This window comes from Pseudonocardia sp. TRM90224 (assembly GCF_021245725.1).
GTDB lineage: Bacteria > Actinomycetota > Actinomycetes > Mycobacteriales > Pseudonocardiaceae > Pseudonocardia.
Genome location: NZ_JAJGSX010000014.1, coordinates 83197 through 101616, shown reverse-complemented (window position 1 = coordinate 101616; position 18420 = coordinate 83197). Strand labels below are relative to the sequence as shown.

Here is an 18420-nt window from a genome sequence, read left to right as displayed (position 1 = left end):
GCATCACGGCCGGTTCCCCCGAACGACGGCCCACGAACGACGGCGCACTGTAGTGGACGCCACCGACAGCGCCGAAAGCCCCGACGGCGCCTGCTTTCAGCTCGATCTGTCACCTGTTTAAGGCGCGGTTGAGGCGGCCTTCCCTAGCGTGATGTGCACCGTTTGGTGGGGAGCACCGTGGCTGACATCGCGACAGAGCAGGGACCGTGAGGCGCATCGCCTGCCGGTGGCGCCCGCGCGCGGACCGGCCCGCGCCGCACCGGCCCGGTCCGTCGGACCGCCCCTGGTTCCCGCGGTGCCCGCGGCCGGCATGACCGCCGGCCGCAGTGCGCGCCACCCGTCGCACCGATCCCCGCGCGTCCCCGACCTCCGGAGGTGCCCAGTGCTGCTGCCCAGCCTGGTGGAGCCCGTCCCGCTGACGGCCGTCACGACGGCCGCACCCCTGACCGCGCAGCAGCGCCGGATCTTCGCGCTGCACCGCTCGGGTGCCGCGGGCACCTCGGTCCTTTGCCGGACGGCACGGCGCCTGCGCGGGCCGCTCGACCGCGTGGCGCTCGACGCCGCGCTGGTGGCGCTGGTGGGCCGCCACGTTGCGTTGCGCACCGCCGTCCGGCAGACCGACGACGGGCCGGTGCAGCTGGTTCTGGCAGCTCCGACAGCGAGCCCGCTGGAGTTCGTCGACCTGAGCGAGCACGTGCGTCCCCTCGACGCCGCGCGCCGGCTCGTCGACGCATTCGCCGAGCAGCCGCTGCCGTTCGGACCGGCCCCGCTGCACCGCGTCGGGCTGGTCCGGATCGGCGCCGACGACCACGTCCTGGTGTGGAGCCTGCACCGCATGGTCTGCGACGAGCACTCGCTCGCGCTGCTGGAGGAGGAGCTGCTCGCCCTCTACGGACGGGGCCGGCTCGAGCCGGTACCCGTCCAGTTCCCCGAGTACGTCCGGTGGGACACGCGTCGCGACCGCTCCCCCGGCACGCACTACTGGGCCGAGCGGCTCGCCGGGGCACCCACCGAGTCGACCCTGCCCGCCGACACCGCCCGCAAGCCCGGCGCGCCCGCACGGGCCGGGCGCGCGACCCTGCAGCTGGACGCGGAGCTGTCCGCGGCACTGCTCGGGGTCGCCCGCCGGCAGCGCTGCTCGCCGTCGGTGCTCTTCGCCGCCGCGATGACGGCAGCGCTCGCGCGGCACACCGGCGAGCCGGACGTCGTGATCGGGATGCCGACGAGCGACCGCTGCCTCCCGGGCCTCGACCGCTCGGTCGGCCCGTACGAGACCGTGCTGCCGATCAGGGCCGACCTCACCGGGGCGACGTGGCGCGAGCTGCTCGCCCAGCTGCGGGCCACGACCCTGAGCGCCCTGGCCAACAACGCTCTCCCGGTCGGCGGCCGGCCGCCGTTCCGCACCGCACTCGTGTTGCGCCGTCCGGCGCCGACGGAACCGGTCGCCGGGCTGCTCCGCGAGCCGTGGCCGCTCCCTGCGCCGACCGGCCCGCTCGACCTCACCCTGCAGGTGACGGTCGCCGAGCGCACCGAGCTGACCTGCGAGTACTCCGGCGACCGGTACACGCGTGCGGCGATCGAACGGTTCCTCGACCACGTCGCACGCATGCTCGTCGCGATGACGACCGACCTCGACCGGAACCCCGCCGCCGTCCCGCTGCCGGACGGGCACCGCCCGCCCCCGGTCGGGGCGTCGCCGGCCCGGGTCGCGACGCCGGTGCTGGAGCGCTTCCACGAGATCGTCGCCGACCAGCCGGACGCACCGGCGATCATCACCCCGCGCGAGACCCTCACCTACGGCGACCTCGACCGGATGGCCGCGTTCGTCGCGGAGCAGGTGCGCGGTGCCGGACTGGTCGGGGTGGCGCAGACGGCCGGGTTCGACGCCGTCGCGGGGCTGCTCGGCGCGTTCACGGCCGGTGCCGCCGCGCTCCCGCTCGACCCCGACGAGCCGCATCGGCACGCGGCGCTGCTCCGTGGGAACGGCGCCGACGCCGTGCTCGGCAACAAGGCGATGGGCAGGGCCGCCGCCCCGGCACGCCCGGCCGCCGTCCCCGCCGGGCTCGCGCTGGTGTTCGGCGCTTCCGGTCTGACGATGGACCACTCCGCGCTCGCCCGGCTCACGACGTCGCTGCGCGCGACGCCGGGCTTCGGCGCGGGCGAGCGCGTGCTGCTGCTGCGGCCGCTCTCGACGGAGGCCGGGATCGCCGCGATGCTCTCGGCGCTGACGTCCGGCGCCGCGTTGGTGCTGCACCCCGGGGCCGCCGCGTTCGACGCGCGCAGGCTGGTGCGGTTCTGCGGCCGGCTCGGTGTCACCGCGGTGGACGCGCCGCTCGGGTCGTGGGAGGCCTGGACGGCGGCGCTGACCGCGGGCGACTTCCGGGTGCCGCACGACTGGCCGGTGACCACCATGACGGTCAACGGCGGCCGGGTGGCGCTGCCCACGCTGCGGGCGTGGGCGGCGGCGACCCGCCAGCGCGTCACGTTCGTCCACCGCCGCGGCCCGGCCGAAGCGGCCGGCTGCGCGACGGTCATGTGCACCGTCGCCGGCGGTCGCCACGGCGGCAGCCACCTGCCCGTCGGACGTCCGCTCCCGCACGTCGAGGCCCACCTGCTCGACCCGGCCGGTGTGCCCGTGCCGCCCGGCGCCGTGGGCGAGCTCCACCTCGGCGGTCTCGGGGTCGGTCTCGGGACCGGCCGGTACCTCGTCCGCACGGGCGAGCGGGCCCGCCGGCACGCGGACGGCACGCTGGAGCTCGTCGACGAGCCGGCCGGCGATGGGGCGGCTCCGAGTGCGGTTGCACCCCTTGCCACGCACGTGACACCCACCGCCATGACGACGCCCAGCCGGTACACCGGCGTCCTCGCCTCCGCACGCCGGATCTGGCAGCCGGCACAGGCCTGCTGAGCAGGCCCGAACTCCCCCACCGTTTTGCCAACTTGCACACCGTTTCGGGTGTGCAGGTTGGCAAAACGGTGGGGGACTTTACTTCGTCGAGCCCGCCAGCACGCTCTGCACGAAGTAGCGCTGGAACGAGAAGAACACGACGAGCGGCACGAGCATCGAGAGGAACGCGCCGCTCGCGAGCACGTCGATGTTGCTGCCGAACTGCCGCAGCTGCCCGCGCAGCGCGACGGTGATCGGCGCGGAGCTCTGGTCGGCGAACACCAGGGCGACGAGCAGGTCGTTCCACACCCAGAGGAACTGGAAGATCGCGAGCGACGCGATCGCCGGCTGCCCGATCGGCAGCACGACCTTCCAGAAGATCCGCCATTCGCGCCCGCCGTCCATCCGCGCCGCCTCCAGCAGGTCGCGCGGGATGCCGGCGAAGAAGTTGCGCAGCAGGAACACCGCGAACGGCAGCCCGAACGCGACGTGGAACATCACGACGCCGACGATCGATCCGTAGAGCCCGATCGCGCCGAGCAGCCTGGCGACGGGGATGAGCGCGACCTGGACGGGCACCACGAGCAGCGCGACGACGCCGATCATGATCCAGTCGCGGCCGGGGAACTCGACCCACGCCAGCGCGTACGCCGCGAGCGAACCGATCACCACCACCAGCACCGTCGACGGCACGGCGATGAGCAGGGTGTTCCAGATGGACCGGACGAGCCCGTCGTCGGCGAGCAGCTCGGCGTAGTTGGCGAGCGTCAGCTCAGCGGGTGCCGTGAGCACCGTCCACCAACCGCTGGCGGCGTTGCTGCTCTCCGGCCGCAGCGACGCCGCCAGCAGCCCGAACACCGGCATCAGCCAGAACACCGCGACCAGCCCGAGCCCGACCCGCAGCATCGGACCGCCGAGCCGGTGCACGATCCGCGGCGCGAGCGGCGGCCGGCGCTGCGGGGCGCGCCGCGAGCGCACCGGCTCCGCCGACCCCTCCCGCCCCCGGTGCTCGGCGCCGACGACGGATGTCATGAGCGGTCCCTCCGGAATCGCCGGATGTTGAACACCATCGCGGGCAGCACGAGCAGGAAGAGCAGCACGGCCAGCGCGCTGCCGATGCCCTGGTCACCGCCGCCCGGCCCGAACGCCACCTGCCAGATCTGCAGCGCCAGCACGTTCGCGTCCTCCTGCGCCGACCCGGGCGCGATGACGAAGACCAGGTCGAACACCTTGAGCACGTTGATCACGAGGGTCACGAAGACGACGAGCAGCACCGGCGAGAGCAGCGGCACCGTCACACGCCGGAACACCTGCCACTCGGTCGCGCCGTCGACCCGCGCGGCCTCCAACGCGTCGCGCGGGATCGCCGCGAGCCCCGCCGCGATGAGCGTCATCGCGAAGCCCGCCATGATCCACAGCCAAGCCGAGATGATCACCGGTGTGATCAGCGCCGGCCCGAGCCACGTCAGCCCGCGGAACGGCTCGGCGAAGTTGGTCGCCGGCAGCCGGACGGTGTAGCTGCCTGGCGCGAGGTCGGGAACGGTGAAGCGGCCGTCGTCGCCGGTCGTCGTCGTGGTGACCACCTGGTCGCCCGCCAGGACCTCGACGGTCACCCCGGGCATGCCGCGCTCACCGCCGTCCACCCGGCCCGGCACCCCGCCGGCGCCCGCCCCGGCATCGAGCCACACCAGCCCGCGCAGCCCGGTGCCCGCGCCCGGCGTCACCGCGGGCGCGGCCTGGGCGGGCAGCGCGTCCGGCGCGAACCCGGTCAGCGGCACGGCGAGCACGTCCTGCGCGCCGACCTGCCCGACGCTGCCGAGCCCACCGCCCGGCAGCTCGACCAGCGCGCCGTCGCGCGGGCGGACCCCGGGGTACGGCGACGACGGCGCGACGAGGTCGTGCCCCGCGACCAGCACGGCGTTGACGAGCCCGCGGTCCGGGTCCTCGTCGTAGACCAGCCGGAAGATGATCCCCGAGGCCACCAGCGAGATCGCCAACGGCATGAACACCACCAGCCGGAACGCCGCAGCCCACCGCACCCGTTCGGTCAGCACCGCGAGCACGAGCCCGACCGACGTCACCAGCGTCGGCGCGACGACCACCCAGATCACGGTGTTGCGCAGCGCGACGAGCGTGCGCGAGTCCGTCAGCGCAGTGGCGTAGTTGCCGAGGCCGACGAAGCCGGTGCCGCGGGCGTCGAACAGGCTGCGCCCGATCGAGTAGACCGTCGGGTAGGCGACGAACACCAGCAGCAGCAACAAGGCCGGGGCGAGGAACAACAGCGCCAGCCGCGGGCTGCCACCTGGTTCGGTGTCACCCTCGGTGTCGTTCCAGGGGTGGCTCTTGCGGGAGCTGAACACGGACATCGTTCAGCCCGCCGCGTAGACGGTCGCGGCTTTGGCCTCGAGCGCGGCGAGGATCTCGTCGACCGCGGCCGGATCGGCGAGGTGGTCCTGCATGGCTTTCCAAAACCCGTCGCCCTTCGTGCCGCCCAACGCCGTCGGCATCAGGTCGGACATGTCGAACCGCAGCGTCCGCGCACCCTTGAGCTCCTCGGCGATCGAGCGGCTGATCGCATCGGGGTAGTCGGACAGCTGCACCTGCTCGTTCGGCGAGATGAACCCGCCCTGCTCGACCCACACCGACGCCGCCTCCGCGCTCGCGAGGAACTCGACGAGCGCGCTCGCGGCCGGCTTGTTGCTGAACACGACCGCGGTGTCACCGCCGCCCACCACCGAGTCCTGGTCGCCGATCTGCGGGAACGGGAAGAGCTTCGCGTCCTCGCCGACGACGGCCGAGGTGCTCTTGTTGATCGCCGCGGCGACGAAGTCGGCCTCGTAGACGAACGCGGCGGAGGGCCGGTCGCCGAACACCTTGACGACCGAGCCGGTGAACTCGGTCTGCAGCGCGCTCGCGATCCCGCCGGGGATGAACTCGGGCCGCAGCACCTCGTTCAGCTTCTGCAAAGCGGTGCGCACCGAAGGGTGCGTCCACGGGATGCGGTGCGCGGCGAGGTCGTCGTACATCTGCGGGCCCGCGGTCTGCAGGTAGACGTTCTCGAACCAGTCGGTGAGGGTCCAGCCGTCCGCACCGCCGACGGCCAGCGGGGTCTCCCCGACGTCGGCGCGGTTGCGGAGCACGTCGACGAAGTCGTCCCACTGCAGCGGGGGTCGGAAGTCGGGGCCGAGCGTGTCGGCGTCGTACCACATGATCGACTTGTTGGCGGCCTTGAACGCGACTCCGTAGAGCCGCCCGTCGTAGGTCCCGAGGTCCCTCCACGACGGCGCGAAGTCGGCCTCGACGAGCCGGGCGGTCTCCTGGCTGAGCGGCACCAGCGCGCCCTCCTTCGCCAGCGTCTTGACCAGGTTGGGCTGTGCGATCACCGCGACGTCCGGCGGCGCGCCGCCGGCCAGCCGGGTGGCCAGCACGGTCGGCAGCTCGTCGCCCGCCGACGTGTAGGTGACCGTCGCGCCGGTCTTGCGCTCGAACGCGTCGAGCACCTTCTCGAACGCCACCTGTTCCTGGTCCGACCAGACCGCGGCGACCTCGATGGTCTGCCCGCTCAGATCACCGTCGGCGGCACCGCCCTCACCGCCACCGGCGCAGCCGGCGACCATCAGCAGCACCACGGCGGCGCAGGCGGCACAAGCAACGGCGGGGTGTTTCGGCATGGGTGTCTCCTCACCAGTCGCCGATCGCCAGCCCGGTCTCGGGATCGAAGAAATGCAGGCTGTCGACGTCGACCCGGACGGAGATCGACTGGCCTTCGTAGACCCGCGTGCGCGGGCTGAACCGCCCGACCAGCACCGTCGCGCCCCGCCGCGTGCGCACCGCGCCCGACTCGCTGTCGAGCTTTGCCTGGTCCTCCGTGGTCACCTGCTCGGCGTCGATCGGGAAGTGCACCATCACGTCGGCGCCCATCGCCTCGACGATGTCGGCGACCGAGTGCAGCGTCGCGCCGTCGAAAGCGCCGACGACCTCGGCGTCCTCCATGTTCTCCGGGCGGATCCCGACGACCACCTTCCGCCCGTCGTACGAGCGCAGCGCGGGGCGGGCGTGCATCACGGCAGGCGGAACGATCAGCCGGTGCGGCCCGAAGGTGATCGACGCGCCGGCAGGCTCGATCGTCAGCTCCGCCGCGATCATGTTCATGCCCGGGGCGCCGATGAACCCCGCGACGAGGATGTTCTCCGGCTTGTCGTACAGCTCCTGCGGCGACGCGACCTGCTGGAGCACCCCGGCGCGCATGACCGCGACCCGGTCGCCGAGCGTCATCGCCTCGGTCTGGTCGTGCGTCACGTAGACGGTGGTGACGCCGAGGTCGCGCTGGATCCGCGCGATCTGCGCCCGCATCTGGACGCGCAGCTTGGCGTCGAGGTTCGAGAGCGGCTCGTCCATCAGGAACGCACGCGGCTCGCGCACGATCGCCCGGCCCATCGCCACCCGCTGCCGCTGCCCACCGGAGAGGTGCCGCGGCTTGCGGTGCAGGTGCGGCACCAGCTCCAGCACGTCGGCCACCTCGTTGACCTTGCGCTCGATCTGCGCCTTCGGCGTCTTGCGCAGGCTCAGGCCGAACGCGATGTTGTCGAAGACCGTCAGGTGCGGGTAGAGCGCGTACGACTGGAACACCATCGCGACGTCCCGGTCGCGGGCGGGCATGCCGTTGACGACGCGGCCGCCGATGCGCACTTCGCCCTCGGTGATCTTCTCGAGGCCGGCGACCATCCGAAGCGCCGTCGTCTTGCCGCATCCCGAGGGCCCGACCAGCACGAGGATCTCCCCGTCCATGATCTCGAGCGACAGGTCGGTGACGGCACGGGTGCCGTCCGCGTAGACCTTCCCGACCCCCACCAGCTCGATGCCAGCCACGACCAAACTCCGTCCACCGATGGCCGCGGGGCGTGACGCCCGGCACGGCAGATCTTCGCGAGCCTAGGCAGTGTTGCTTCAACAGCGCCTTAAGGAGGTGCCAGTACGGGCTGAAAGGTGAAAGCTACGTCACTCCTTCGCGGCCGCCGTCCGCTACCTTTTGCGTCATGTCCCTGGTGTTGCTGGTCGAGGACGACCACGCGGTGCGCACGGCGATGGCTGGCGCCCTGCGGAGCCACGGGCACGTCGTGCAGCCGGTCGGGAGCGCGCTCGATGCGCTGCGCACCATCACCGACGACCACGTCGACCTCGTCGTGCTCGACCTCGGGCTGCCCGACCTCGACGGGTTCGAGGCGCTGCGGCTGGTCCGCGGCATCACCGACGTCCCCGTGATCATCGCGACCGCGCGGCGCGACGAGCCGACGATCGTCCGGCTGCTCAACGCCGGCGCCGACGACTACCTGGTGAAGCCGTTCTCCACCGAGCACCTCACCGCTCGGGTGGCCGCCGTGCTGCGTCGCTCACGCACCGTGGAGCCGGCCGACGAGTCACCCGTGCGGATCGACGAGCTGCAGGTGGACGTCGCGCGCCGGGAGGCGACACTCGCCGGCACGCCGCTGACACTCACCCGACGCGAGTTCGACCTGCTCGCCTACCTCGCGACGCACCTCGGCCGGGTCGTGTCGAAGTCGGAGCTGTGCCGCGAGGTGTGGAAGCAGCCGAACCTCCGCCTCGACCAGACGATCGACGTGCACCTCTCGTGGCTGCGGCGCAAGCTCGGCGAGAGCGCGTCGGCGCCGAAGTACCTGCACACCGTGCGCGGTGTGGGCGTCAAGCTGGTGGAGCCGTGCGACAGCTCGTCCTCCGCCTGATCCTCGCGACGGCAGCAGCTGCCGTCATGTTCGCCGTGGCCGCCGCGCTCGTGCTCGACGGCGTCCGCGACAACGCTGCCGCCCGCGCCGGGGCCGAGGCCGACATCGGGGCCGTGACCAGCCTCGTCGAGGTGACGGGTGACGACGAGGCGCTCCGCCGTGGCATCGCCCGCACCGGATCCGGGCGCGAGGGCAGGCTCGCGGTGCACGTCGACGGCCGGACGGTCGGGACGTCGTGGTCGGCTGCGCTGCCCGAGCCGGTGCGGGCTGCGACCACGCCCGTCGAGCTGGCGGTCGACGGCGGAACGGTGCTGGTGCGCCCGATCGACGGGGCGCGGCGGGCCGTGGTGGAGGCGTTCGTCCCGAGCTGGCGGCCCGGGGCCGGCACGCTCGGCGTCGCGGCGATGCTGGCCGCGGCGGGTGCGGTCGGCGCCGGGATCGGCGCGGTCCTGTGCGTCAGGGCGCTGCGGCCTGCCGTCACCGACCTCACCGAGCTGACCTCGACGGCGCACGCCATCGCGCACGGCGACAGCGGCGACAGCGGCGACAGCGGCGACAGCGGCGACAGCGGCGACAGGAAGGTCGACCCGCCGCGGTACCGACCGATGACCACCCCGGAGACAGCGGCGCTGGCCGAGGCGATCGACACGGTCGCCCAGCACATCGACGACGCCCGCACCCGCGAGCGGCGCATGGCCGCCGACCTCTCGCACCGGCTGCGCACCCCGCTCACGGCGCTCGCGCTCGACGTCGGGACGATCGGCGACAGCCCGTCAGCGCAGCGGGTGCGCCGCGCGGTCGCGTCGCTCGACCAGGACGTCGACGCGCTGATCAGGGCGACCCCGGTCGAGCAGCCGACCGACGCCGTCTGCGACGTCGTGGAGGTGGTGCGGCGCCGGATGGACTTCTGGTCGGTGCTCGGCCAGCACGGCGGCCGCAGCTGCGAGGTCACCCTGACCGATCCGCCCGCGCGCATCGCGCTGCCGGAGGACGACCTCGCCGCGGTCGTCGACGCGCTGATGGGCAACATCTTCCGGCACACCCCGGCCGGGGCGGCCTTCGCCGTGTCGGTGGTGCGGCACGCCGGCTGGATCAGCCTCGTCGTCGACGACGCCGGCCAGGGCATCGTCAACCCCGCGGCAGCACTGCGGCGCGGGCACAGCAGCGCCGGCTCGACGGGACTCGGGCTGGACATCGCGCGCGACGCCGTCGAGGCGACGGGCGGCACGATCCACCTCGAACGAGCCGCGCTCGGCGGTGCCCGCATCCGGCTGCGGTTCGGCGAGACCGGCGCCGACCACCACGACCCGCACGAACCGCGGGCGTGGCGGCTCTGGCGGATGCTGCGGCGGGAGAGCCGCGCGACGGCGAGCGCCGCCCCGGCGTCGACACCGGCGTCGGCGTCAGCGCCGGCCGGCGGCGGCTGGTAGCGGCGTCCCGGCGGGCCCGGTCGTTTCGACGCTCGGCTCGTCCTTCGTCGCGGGGAAGAGCACGATCCCGACCACGACCAGTGCCGATCCGACAATGTGCCACACCGTCAGCGTCTCGCTCAGCAGCACGACGGCGCTGAGGACGCCGATCACCGGAACCATGTTGAGGATCAGGCCGGCCATCCCGGCCGGCACGTGCCGGATCGCGCTGTTGTAGAGCAGGAAGCTCAGCGCGAAGCACACCCCGCCGACGAAGATCGCGGCGAGCCAGAACTGCGGCGCGACGGCCGTCGGGAACGGCTCGCGGCCCGTCAGCCACGACCACAGGCCCAGCGGAGCGACGAAGAGCGTGCCGTACGTGAACTGGTAGGTGGTCATCGTGAGCGGGTCGACCGTCGGCGCGACCTTCGCGGCGAGCGTCACGTAGACGGCCGCGGCGACCGAGCCGGCCACCACGATGAGATCTCCGACGGCGAACCCGACACCGCCCCCGAGCAGGTCGTGCCCGCCCAGCGCGAGCACGCCGGCGACCGCGAGGAGCAGGCCGAGCAGGCCGCGGCCGCCGATGCGCTCGCCGAGGAAGATCGCGGCGAGGACCAGCACGAAGATCGACTCCGTGACGCCGAGCAGCGACGCGTTCGCCGCCGTCGTGAAGGTGAGGCCGAGGGTGAGCCCGCCGTACGCCAGCGCGGGCTCGAACAGCCCGAGCAGCGCGAACCGCAGCCTGTCCCGGGCCGGACGTTCGCTCGGAGCAGCCCGGCCACGGATGAGCAGCACGGCCCACAGCACGATCGTCGCCGCGGCGAGCTTCACCACGAGCATCGTCATCGGGCCGAAGCCGCCGAGCGCGAACTTCGTCGCGGTGGTCGCGAGGCCCCAGCCCACCGCGGCCACGACCAGCACGAACCGGAAGTACCAGCCGTTCATGAGACACCCACCTCCACCGGGCAACGGTCCTGCGGGCAGGCCGCGTAATCGCAGAAGCGGCAGATCCGATCGGCGCGGGCACGATCGGTCGCCAGCGCCGTCAGCACCGGCTCCGCGACCGCCGCGAGCGCCCGCTGCTCCTCCTCGTCGAGCGGGGCGAGCGCGGCACGCAGGACCTCGCGGCGCTCGGCGACGACCCGCTCGGCGGCCGTCGAGCCGTCGCCGGTGAGCCACAGCGCGACGCTGCGCTTGTCGAGCCCGGGCCGCCGTTCGACCAGCCCGGCGGCGACCAGCCGGTCGACGAGCCGCACACCTCCGGAGCCGGTGATGCCCAGCACCTTGCTCAGCTCGTCGACGCGGCAGCCGGGCACGTAGTGGATCGTCGCCAGCGCCGCGGCACCGCTCGGCCCGTGCACGCCGGCCCGCCGGGTGGCGTCCTCCAGCGCGTCGGCGAGCGCCACCACCATCGCGGCAACGAGGTTCGCGGAGCGGTCATCCATGTCCTCGACAATACCTGACTGACTCAGTCATCACTCAACGAAGCCGCAAACTTCCCCACCGTTTTGGGTGGATGCGCGCCAAATCAGCGCGCAAGTGCCCAAAACGGTGGGGAAGTTCGGGTCAGAGTGCGCGGCGGACGTGGTCGACGAGGTCGAGCGCAGCGGCCTCGGCCGGCGTGCGCCACGTGTGGTCGTCGTGCTCGCCGGCGCGGAGCACAACCGCGCGGTCGGGCTCACGCTCGGCGACGTCGAAGAAGGTCGCGTGCACCGTCATCGGCCGCCCGCCGAGGTCGGGCCAGCTCTGCCGCGAACGCTCACCCGTGACGGCGACGGCGAGGCCGGTCTCCTCCGCGATCTCGCGGACCGCGGCGCGCTCCGGCGGTTCCCCCGGCTCGATGGTCCCGCCCGGCAGCTCCCAGCGGCCGCCGAGGAACACCGCGGGGTCGCGCCGGACGAACAGCACCGCGTCGCCGCGGGTGACCCAGCCGTATGCGAGGTGGAGGTCGGGCATGCGGTGATCGTGGCGCACGGGATGTGAGGTGTCGGTGGACGGCGTCCGGGGAACAACTGTCCGTGCCCCGACGGCTGCGACGAGAGGACGGCACGAGCGCCACCCTGCTGCCGCGGGCGGGACTGGTCGCGAACGGGCTCATGCACCTGCTGGTGGCGTGGCTCGCGCTGCAGGTCGCGTTCGGGCGCAACCAGCGCGCCGACCAGACCGGAGCGCTGGAGGCGATCGCGGCGCAGCCGCTCGGGCGGGTGCTGCTGTGGGGGCTGACCGGCGCGTTCGCCGCCGTCGTCTGCTGGCGGGCCACGGAGGTGTTCGGCCGGCACCCGCCGGCGTCGAGCACGGCCCAGCGGGTGGGCAAGCGGCTGTTCGCGGCCGGCCAGGTGGTGCTCTACGGCGTGCTGACCTTCCTGGCCGCGCGCGTGGCGGCCGGTGCGCCGGGTGGGACCGGCGGCAGCGGCGTCACCGTGCAGCTGCTGCAGCTGCCGTACGGGTCGGCGATCGTCGTGGCCGCCGGGGTGGCGATGCTGGTCACCGGCGGGGTGATGGTCGTGAAGGGCGCTCGCATGTCGTTCGAGTCGGACATGGACATGCGCGCGGTCGGGCCGCGGATGCGGACGTTCATCGAGCGGCTCGGCCAGGCCGGCGCCGTCACGAAAGGGGTGGCCGTCGCCGTCATCGGCGGGCTGGTCGTCGCCGCCGGCACCACCTACCGACCCGAGCAGGCCGAGGGGCTCGACGCCGCGCTCAAGACGATCGCCGGCCAGCCGTTCGGGCCGGTTGCGCTCGTGGCGGTGGCGGTGGGCCTGACCTGCTACGGGATCTTCGCGCTGTTCGACGCCGTCCTGCACGAGGTGTGATCGGAGGTTTCCGATCAGCCAGCGCGGCTACCCCTAAGACGGGAAGGACAGGTGAGCACCGTGCCCGAGGTCCAGGTCATGGCCATCGCACTCGACGCGCTCCACGGAACTCCCGTGCTGCTCATCCAGGAGCGCGGCGGGGCGAACCGCATCCTGCCCGTCGCGCTGGACCTGCCGGAAGCCGTCGCCATCGAGTCCGAGCTGGAGGGCAGGCACTCGCCGCGCCCGGCGACGCACGAGCTGGTCGGGCTGATCGTCGACGCGCTCGGGCGTCGCATCGACCACGTCGACCTCGACGCACCCCAGGACGGCGGCCTCGAGGCGGAGCTAGTGCTGGACCAGGACACCCGGTTCCCCGCCCGGGTGAGCGACGCCGTCGCGGTGGCCCTGCACGACGGGGTGCCGATCAGAGCGAGCGACGACCTGCTCGACATCGCGGAAGCGCTCGACCTGACGATCGTCGTACCCGGTGGCGCCGAAGCCACCGACGCGGCGCCCGAGCCGGAATCCGATCCCGAGACCGGGGCGCCGCCGATCACGGAGGCGGAGATCGCGCAGTTCAGCGCCGAGCTGGACGAGCGCACCTAAACCTGTTGCACGCCGGGCGGCCGCGGGCTTGCCTGACACCATGTCGCACACCGCCGAGCCGGACAGCCCCCTCGAGCGGACGTTCGGCTGGTGGGACATGTTCGTGGCGCCGCAGGACGACCCACGCACGGACGGCGGCTTCGTCGGCGAGCGCGACACCCTGCTCGGCTACCTCCGCAACTTCCGCCTGACACTGCGGATGAAGTGCGCAGGTCTCGACGCCGAGGCGTTGGCGCGCCGGTCCGTCCCGCCGTCGAACCTGTCGCTGCTCGGGCTGGTGCGCCACCTGGCGGGCGTCGAGCAGACGTGGTTCCGCATCCGCATGGCCGGCGAGGACGTGCCGCGGCTGTACCGGACCGACGACGACCCCGACAACGACATCAACGGCGCGGTCGGAGACCCGGACGTCGTCGTCGAGGCGTTCGCGGCATGGGACGCGGAGATCGCGTTCGCCGAGCGCTACGTCGAGACGGTGGTCGACCTCGGCGCCGCGGGCAAGGCCGGCGACCCGCTGCGCGACGTGCTCGTCCACATGATCGAGGAGTACGCCCGCCATTGCGGGCACGCCGACTTCCTCAGGGAACGCATCGACGGCCGCGTCGGCCAGTAGCCCGAGGTGAGTCGACACCTCCAGCACGGCGAGTCGACACCTCCAGCACGGCGAGTCGACACCTCCAGCACGGCGAGTCGACACCTCCAGCACGCCGGCACCGTGCCGAAACGCGCAACTCACCGTGCCGAAACGCGCAACTCACCGTGCCGAAGCGCGCGACTCACCGTGCTGAAGGTGGCGACTCACCGTGCCAGAAGTGACAACTCACCGGGCTGGAAGTGGCGACTCACTTGTTGCGCGGCCGGCCGTGCTCAGCGCCGCGCCGGCGAGCGTGACGGCCGCTGCGACCAGCGCGATCGCCGCGGCGCCCCAGCCGGCGGCGAGGACGAGGCCGCCGAACCAGCCGGCGAAGGCGGCCGCCAGCTGGTAGGCCGAGGCGTTGACGGCGATGGCCAGCGTCGGCGCCGCCTCGACCGCCGAGCTCGCCGCTGCCAGCACGCGGGTCTGCATGCCGGGGACCACCGCGAACCCGAGCGCCCCGACCAGCACGACGAGCCCCACGGTGGCCGGCCGGTTCGCGCTGACCGCCCACAGCGCCACCAGCGCGACGGCGAGCGCGGCGAGCAGTGCCGGCTGAGCGATCCGCGGTGCCAGGTCGGCGAGCCGCCCGCCGGCGAGGTTGCCGACCGTCGCACCGACGCCGTAGGCGAGCAGGAGCAGCGGGACCGCGCCGGGTGCGAACCCGCTGACGTCGACGAGCAACGGCGCGAGGTAGGTGAAGACCGCGAGCAGCCCGGCGTTGCCGACGGCGGTGACCGCGATCGCGAGCAGCACCCCGCGCGAGCGGAGCACACCCAGCTGCGCGAACCCGCCGCTGCCGGCCCGCGGGACGTCCGGCACCGTGCGCAGCACGAGCAGCAGCCCCAGCACGCACCAGACCGCGATCGCGAGGAACGTCGCCCGCCAGCCGTACGCGCCGCCGATCACCGTGCCGATCGGCGCGCCGAGGATCATCGCGAGGTTCATGCCCAGCGCGAGCATCGCAACCGTCGATGCCTGCTTCCCCGCGGGCGCGGTGGAGGTCGCGACCACCAGCGCGGACGCGAAGAAGGTGGCCGTGACCAGCGCCGTCGCGATCCGGGCCGCGAACAGCACCGGGTAGGACGGGGCGAACGCCGAGGCGAGGTTCCCGACCACGGCGACGACCAGCAGCACGGCGAGCAGCGGCTTGCGCGACGCGGAAGCCGTCCAGATGGTCAGCAGCGGTCCGCCCACGATCATCCCGAGCGCGTAGGCCGTGACGAGCAGGCCCGCGGCGGGGATCGGGACGGCGAGGCCCGCTGCGATGTCCGGCAGCAGCCCGGCGATGACGAACTCGCCGGTCGTGACGCCGAAGACGCACACCATCAGCGCGAACACGGATCTGGACACTGTTCCCCCTTTTCTTGACTGACCAGTACACAATGTGGGCGCACCGCAACCCGGCCGCTACACCCCGGCGGATCAGAGTGCGGCGACGGCACCCTCGACGACGTCCAGCAGCGCCTGCCGGTCGGCGGTGACCTTCGCGAGCGCGCGCAGACCGTAGTAGGCACTCTGGAAGGTGCGGGCGACCTGCATCGGCGGCCGATCGGTCCGCAGCTCGCCGGTGCGCTGGCCGACCGTGACGAGATGGCAGATCGCCTGTTCGAGGTCGTCGAACTGGCGCCGGACGAGCGCGGCAACAGTGGCGGTGCGGCCGCACGCCTCCGTCGCGGCGTTGAGCGCGAGGCAGCCACGGCGGCCCGGATCGGCGAGGTCGGCGTCGATCACACCGATCATCAGCTCACGCAGCGCGCCCTTCACCGTCGCCGCCGGCTCGGCGAGCATCTGGAGCTGCCTCGCGCCCGCCGTCGCGGCGTAACGCTGAATGGCCTGCTCGTAGAGGCGGTGCTTGCTGCCGTAGGCGTTGTAGAGGCTGCCCCGACCGAGGCCCGTGCGCTCGCACAGCTCCTGTGTCGACGCACCCTCGTAGCCGCGCTCCCAGAACACGGTCATCGCCGCGTCGAGCACGGCCGTGTCGCTGAACTGCCTCGGCCGCCCCATGTGACGAAGGCTAACCACTTCTGTACAGATCAGTCAACAATGTGTCGGCTACTCTCTGCAGCCAGGTAAGGCTTACCGAAGGAGGGTCCATGGCGAGGCGGGTGATCACCGCGTTGGCGGCGGGGCTGGTGCTGGCCGGGCTGGCGGGATGCGGCACGGCCCCCGAGGCTGCCGCGCCGGCTGCCGCCGACGGGTTCCCGATCACGATCAGCGACGCCATGGGGCAGGTGACGATCCCGACGAAGCCGGTGCGCGTCGCGGCGCTGGACGCCAGCTACGTCGACGCCGCGATCGCGCTGGAGGCGCAGGTCGTCGCCTTCACCGCGTACCGGGGGATCAGCGACAAGCTGCCGGACTACCTCGGCCCCGACGCGCAGACCTACGGCAAGGACGCGCGGTCCGTCGGCGAGCTCTCCAACCCGAGCCTCGAGGCGATCGCGCAGGCCGACCCCGACCTGATCGTCTCGGCGAAGGTCCGCCACGAGCAGCAGCACGCGCAGCTGCAGGGCATCGCACCGACGGTGTTCAGCGCAACGACGGGCCCGACGTGGAAGGAGAACATCCGGCTGCTGGGCCGGGCGCTGGGCCGGCCCGAGATGGCCGACGCGAAGATCGCCGCCTACGAGCAGCGGGCCCGCCGCATCGGCGACGCCGTCCGGGCGAAGCTGGGCCGCAACCCGACGATCTCCGTCGTACGGTTCGCCGGTGAACCGACCGTCCGGCTCTACTCGCCGACGTCGTTCTCCGGGACCGTGCTCACCGACGCCGGGTTCGCGCTCAACCCGACCGCGACGGGCGTCGAGGCCGGCAAGATCAGCGCCAACCTCAGCCCCGAGCAGATCGGCGCGCTCGACGCCGACAACATCTTCGTCGCCACCTGGAACGACGAGAAGGGCGAGTCGGCGAAGCAGGCCGAGCAGTTCCGGTCCAACCCGCTCTGGGGCACCCTGAAGGGCAAGCTCCAGACCGTCCAGGACCTCACCTGGATGACCGCCGTGGGCCTGCAGGGCGCCCACGTGATCCTCGACGACATCGCGACGACCTACGACGTGCCGAAGGAGTAGCCCTCAGCGGGGCCGCAGCTTGATCTGCGCGTCCTTGGGTTCCCCGAACTCCTCCCGCAGCGCGGGCAGCAGCTGCGCAGCGGCGAACTCGAGGAACTCCACCTGCGTCTCGCCGCCGATCTGGGCCAGCGCGACGTGGGAGTAGCCGGCGTCGACGAACGGGCGCACTGCATCGACGTGCGCCGTGACGTCGGGCCCGCAGGGCAGTGCCGCGCGCACGTCCTCGGTGCGCACCGCCTGCGTCGCCGCCGCGAAGGCGGACGGGCCCGGCAGCTCCGCGTTGACCTTCCAGCCGCCGGCGAACCAGCGGAACAGCTCGTGCGCCCGCTCCGCCGCCGTGTCGACGTCGTGCCCCCAACTGATCGGTTGCTGGCCGATCGCCGGCACGTCGTACCTAGCCGCCTTGGTGAAGGCGCTGCGCAGCTCCGCGTCCGGCTCCACGGCCACCATCGCGTCGCTGACCGGCCCGAACGTCTCCACCGACTGCTCACCGGAGACCGCGACCGCGATCGGCACACCCTCGGCCGGCCGGTCCCACAGCTTCGCCGAGTCGACCCTGAAGTGCTCACCCACGTAGTTGACGTAGCCGCCGTCGAGCAGCGCCCTGATGATCGGCACGGCCTCGGCGAGCATCTCGTGCCGGACGTTGACCGGCGGCCAGCCGCGCCCGACGACGTGCTCGTTGAGGTTCTCGCCCGCACCCAGGCCGAGCGTGAACCGGCCTTCGGAGAGCAGCCCGATCGTCGCGGCCTTCTGCGCCACGACGGCGGGGTGGTAGCGGATGATCGGGCAGGTCACGTAGGTCATGAGCCCGACCCGCTCGGTGGCCGTCGCCACCGCGCCGAGCACGCTCCACGCGTACGGGGAATGCCCCATCTCGTCGAGCCATGGGAAGTAGTGGTCGCTCATCACCTCGAAGTCGAAGCCCGCCCGCTCGGCGGCGACCGCGTCCTGCACGAGCTCACGGGGCCCGCGCTGCTCGCACAGCAGGGTGTAGCCGAATGCCGTCATGCGCACGGCTACCCCGCAACACCCGCGCGGACACCACGCCAGTGGCCTCCGGCTCCGCCGGAGGTTCAGGAGAGTCCGCCACGGCCCGCCGGGCCGCCACAAGGGATGTGATCCGTGCCGGGCGGGGCCCGGCCAGCGGACGGGCGTGTGCCTGGAAAGCCACTTTCCCGGCGCGTGGGGCCGGGAACGTGGCTTTCCCGGCAACGTGTGCGTCTCGCACCCATCCCGCGTACACCCGGGGCACGCGGGCGGGAGACCGTCCAGCG

17 protein-coding genes are annotated in these 18420 nt (G+C 72.9%); 7 read left to right on the top strand and 10 right to left on the bottom strand.

The window, feature by feature from the left end; translation table 11 throughout:
• Nucleotides 1–382: 382 nt before the first annotated feature.
• Nucleotides 383–2908, top strand: coding sequence for a condensation domain-containing protein (locus tag LL648_RS20685; protein WP_232664273.1), 2526 nt, complete (start codon nt 383–385; stop codon nt 2906–2908).
• 78 nt (nt 2909–2986) lie between these two features.
• Here LL648_RS20685 and LL648_RS20680 read toward each other — a convergent pair whose 3' ends face one another.
• Genes LL648_RS20680 through LL648_RS20665 form a run of 4 tightly spaced genes read right to left on the bottom strand, consistent with a single transcriptional unit; the run spans nt 2987 to nt 7756 of the window.
• Nucleotides 2987–3919 carry a carbohydrate ABC transporter permease gene (locus tag LL648_RS20680; RefSeq protein ID WP_232664272.1) on the bottom strand — a complete coding sequence of 311 codons (933 nt, stop codon included), beginning with the start codon at nt 3917–3919 and terminating at the stop codon, nt 2987–2989.
• Nucleotides 3916–5253, bottom strand: a complete 1338-nt coding sequence (locus LL648_RS20675) for a carbohydrate ABC transporter permease (protein WP_232664271.1) — start codon at nt 5251–5253, stop codon at nt 3916–3918. The genes LL648_RS20680 and LL648_RS20675 overlap by 4 nt, the downstream gene beginning before the upstream one ends.
• Nucleotides 5254–5256: 3 nt before the next feature.
• Nucleotides 5257–6558: an ABC transporter substrate-binding protein gene (locus LL648_RS20670; RefSeq protein ID WP_232664270.1), complete on the bottom strand. Its 1302-nt coding sequence runs from the start codon at nt 6556–6558 to the stop codon at nt 5257–5259.
• A gap of 10 nt (nt 6559–6568) precedes the next feature.
• Entirely contained in the window at nt 6569–7756 is a 1188-nt protein-coding gene (locus LL648_RS20665) for an ABC transporter ATP-binding protein (RefSeq protein ID WP_232664269.1), read from the bottom strand.
• 167 nt (nt 7757–7923) lie between these two features.
• Here LL648_RS20665 and LL648_RS20660 point away from each other — a divergent pair, with 167 nt between their 5' ends.
• On the top strand, nt 7924–8628 hold the full coding sequence (locus LL648_RS20660; RefSeq protein WP_232664268.1) for a response regulator transcription factor: 705 nt from the start codon (nt 7924–7926) through the stop codon (nt 8626–8628).
• Nucleotides 8604–10058: a sensor histidine kinase gene (locus tag LL648_RS45275; RefSeq protein ID WP_232664267.1), complete on the top strand. Its 1455-nt coding sequence runs from the start codon at nt 8604–8606 to the stop codon at nt 10056–10058. The genes LL648_RS20660 and LL648_RS45275 overlap by 25 nt, the downstream gene beginning before the upstream one ends.
• Here the strand turns inward: LL648_RS45275 and LL648_RS20650 are convergent.
• The 3 genes from LL648_RS20650 to LL648_RS20640 all read right to left on the bottom strand — a co-directional run bounded on the left by LL648_RS20650 (nt 10032) and on the right by LL648_RS20640 (nt 11996).
• Nucleotides 10032–10985: a DMT family transporter gene (locus tag LL648_RS20650; protein ID WP_232664266.1), complete on the bottom strand. Its 954-nt coding sequence runs from the start codon at nt 10983–10985 to the stop codon at nt 10032–10034. The two genes, LL648_RS45275 and LL648_RS20650, sit on opposite strands and share 27 nt — an antisense overlap.
• Nucleotides 10982–11485 carry a MarR family winged helix-turn-helix transcriptional regulator gene (locus LL648_RS20645; RefSeq protein ID WP_232664265.1) on the bottom strand — a complete coding sequence of 168 codons (504 nt, stop codon included), beginning with the start codon at nt 11483–11485 and terminating at the stop codon, nt 10982–10984. Before LL648_RS20645 ends, LL648_RS20650 begins: the two co-directional genes overlap by 4 nt.
• Nucleotides 11486–11606: 121 nt before the next feature.
• Complete coding sequence (locus tag LL648_RS20640) at nt 11607–11996, bottom strand: NUDIX domain-containing protein (RefSeq protein ID WP_232664264.1); 390 nt, start codon at nt 11994–11996, stop codon at nt 11607–11609.
• A 62-nt stretch (nt 11997–12058) separates the two neighbouring features.
• Here LL648_RS20640 and LL648_RS20635 point away from each other — a divergent pair, with 62 nt between their 5' ends.
• Genes LL648_RS20635 through LL648_RS20625 form a run of 3 tightly spaced genes read left to right on the top strand, consistent with a single transcriptional unit; the run spans nt 12059 to nt 14051 of the window.
• The gene (locus LL648_RS20635) at nt 12059–12853 is read left to right on the top strand and encodes a DUF1206 domain-containing protein (RefSeq protein ID WP_232664263.1); all 795 of its coding nucleotides are present in this window, start codon (nt 12059–12061) and stop codon (nt 12851–12853) included.
• Between the two features lie 51 nt (nt 12854–12904).
• Nucleotides 12905–13441, top strand: coding sequence for a bifunctional nuclease family protein (locus LL648_RS20630; protein WP_232664262.1), 537 nt, complete (start codon nt 12905–12907; stop codon nt 13439–13441).
• A gap of 40 nt (nt 13442–13481) precedes the next feature.
• Nucleotides 13482–14051 (top strand): DinB family protein, encoded by a 570-nt coding sequence (locus LL648_RS20625; protein ID WP_232664261.1) that lies wholly within the window; start codon nt 13482–13484, stop codon nt 14049–14051.
• A 207-nt stretch (nt 14052–14258) separates the two neighbouring features.
• Here LL648_RS20625 and LL648_RS20620 read toward each other — a convergent pair whose 3' ends face one another.
• Together LL648_RS20620 and LL648_RS20615 are read right to left on the bottom strand one after the other, a co-directional pair.
• Entirely contained in the window at nt 14259–15425 is a 1167-nt protein-coding gene (locus tag LL648_RS20620) for an MFS transporter (protein ID WP_232664260.1), read from the bottom strand.
• 72 nt (nt 15426–15497) lie between these two features.
• The gene (locus tag LL648_RS20615) at nt 15498–16079 is read right to left on the bottom strand and encodes a TetR/AcrR family transcriptional regulator (protein ID WP_232664259.1); all 582 of its coding nucleotides are present in this window, start codon (nt 16077–16079) and stop codon (nt 15498–15500) included.
• Nucleotides 16080–16168: 89 nt separating this feature from the next.
• Here LL648_RS20615 and LL648_RS20610 point away from each other — a divergent pair, with 89 nt between their 5' ends.
• A complete protein-coding gene (locus tag LL648_RS20610) occupies nt 16169–17143 on the top strand; it encodes an ABC transporter substrate-binding protein (protein ID WP_232664258.1) in 975 nt (324 codons plus the stop codon).
• 3 nt (nt 17144–17146) lie between these two features.
• Here LL648_RS20610 and LL648_RS20605 read toward each other — a convergent pair whose 3' ends face one another.
• Nucleotides 17147–18154 carry a TIGR03557 family F420-dependent LLM class oxidoreductase gene (locus LL648_RS20605; RefSeq protein ID WP_232664257.1) on the bottom strand — a complete coding sequence of 336 codons (1008 nt, stop codon included), beginning with the start codon at nt 18152–18154 and terminating at the stop codon, nt 17147–17149.
• Nucleotides 18155–18420: the final 266 nt, after the last annotated feature.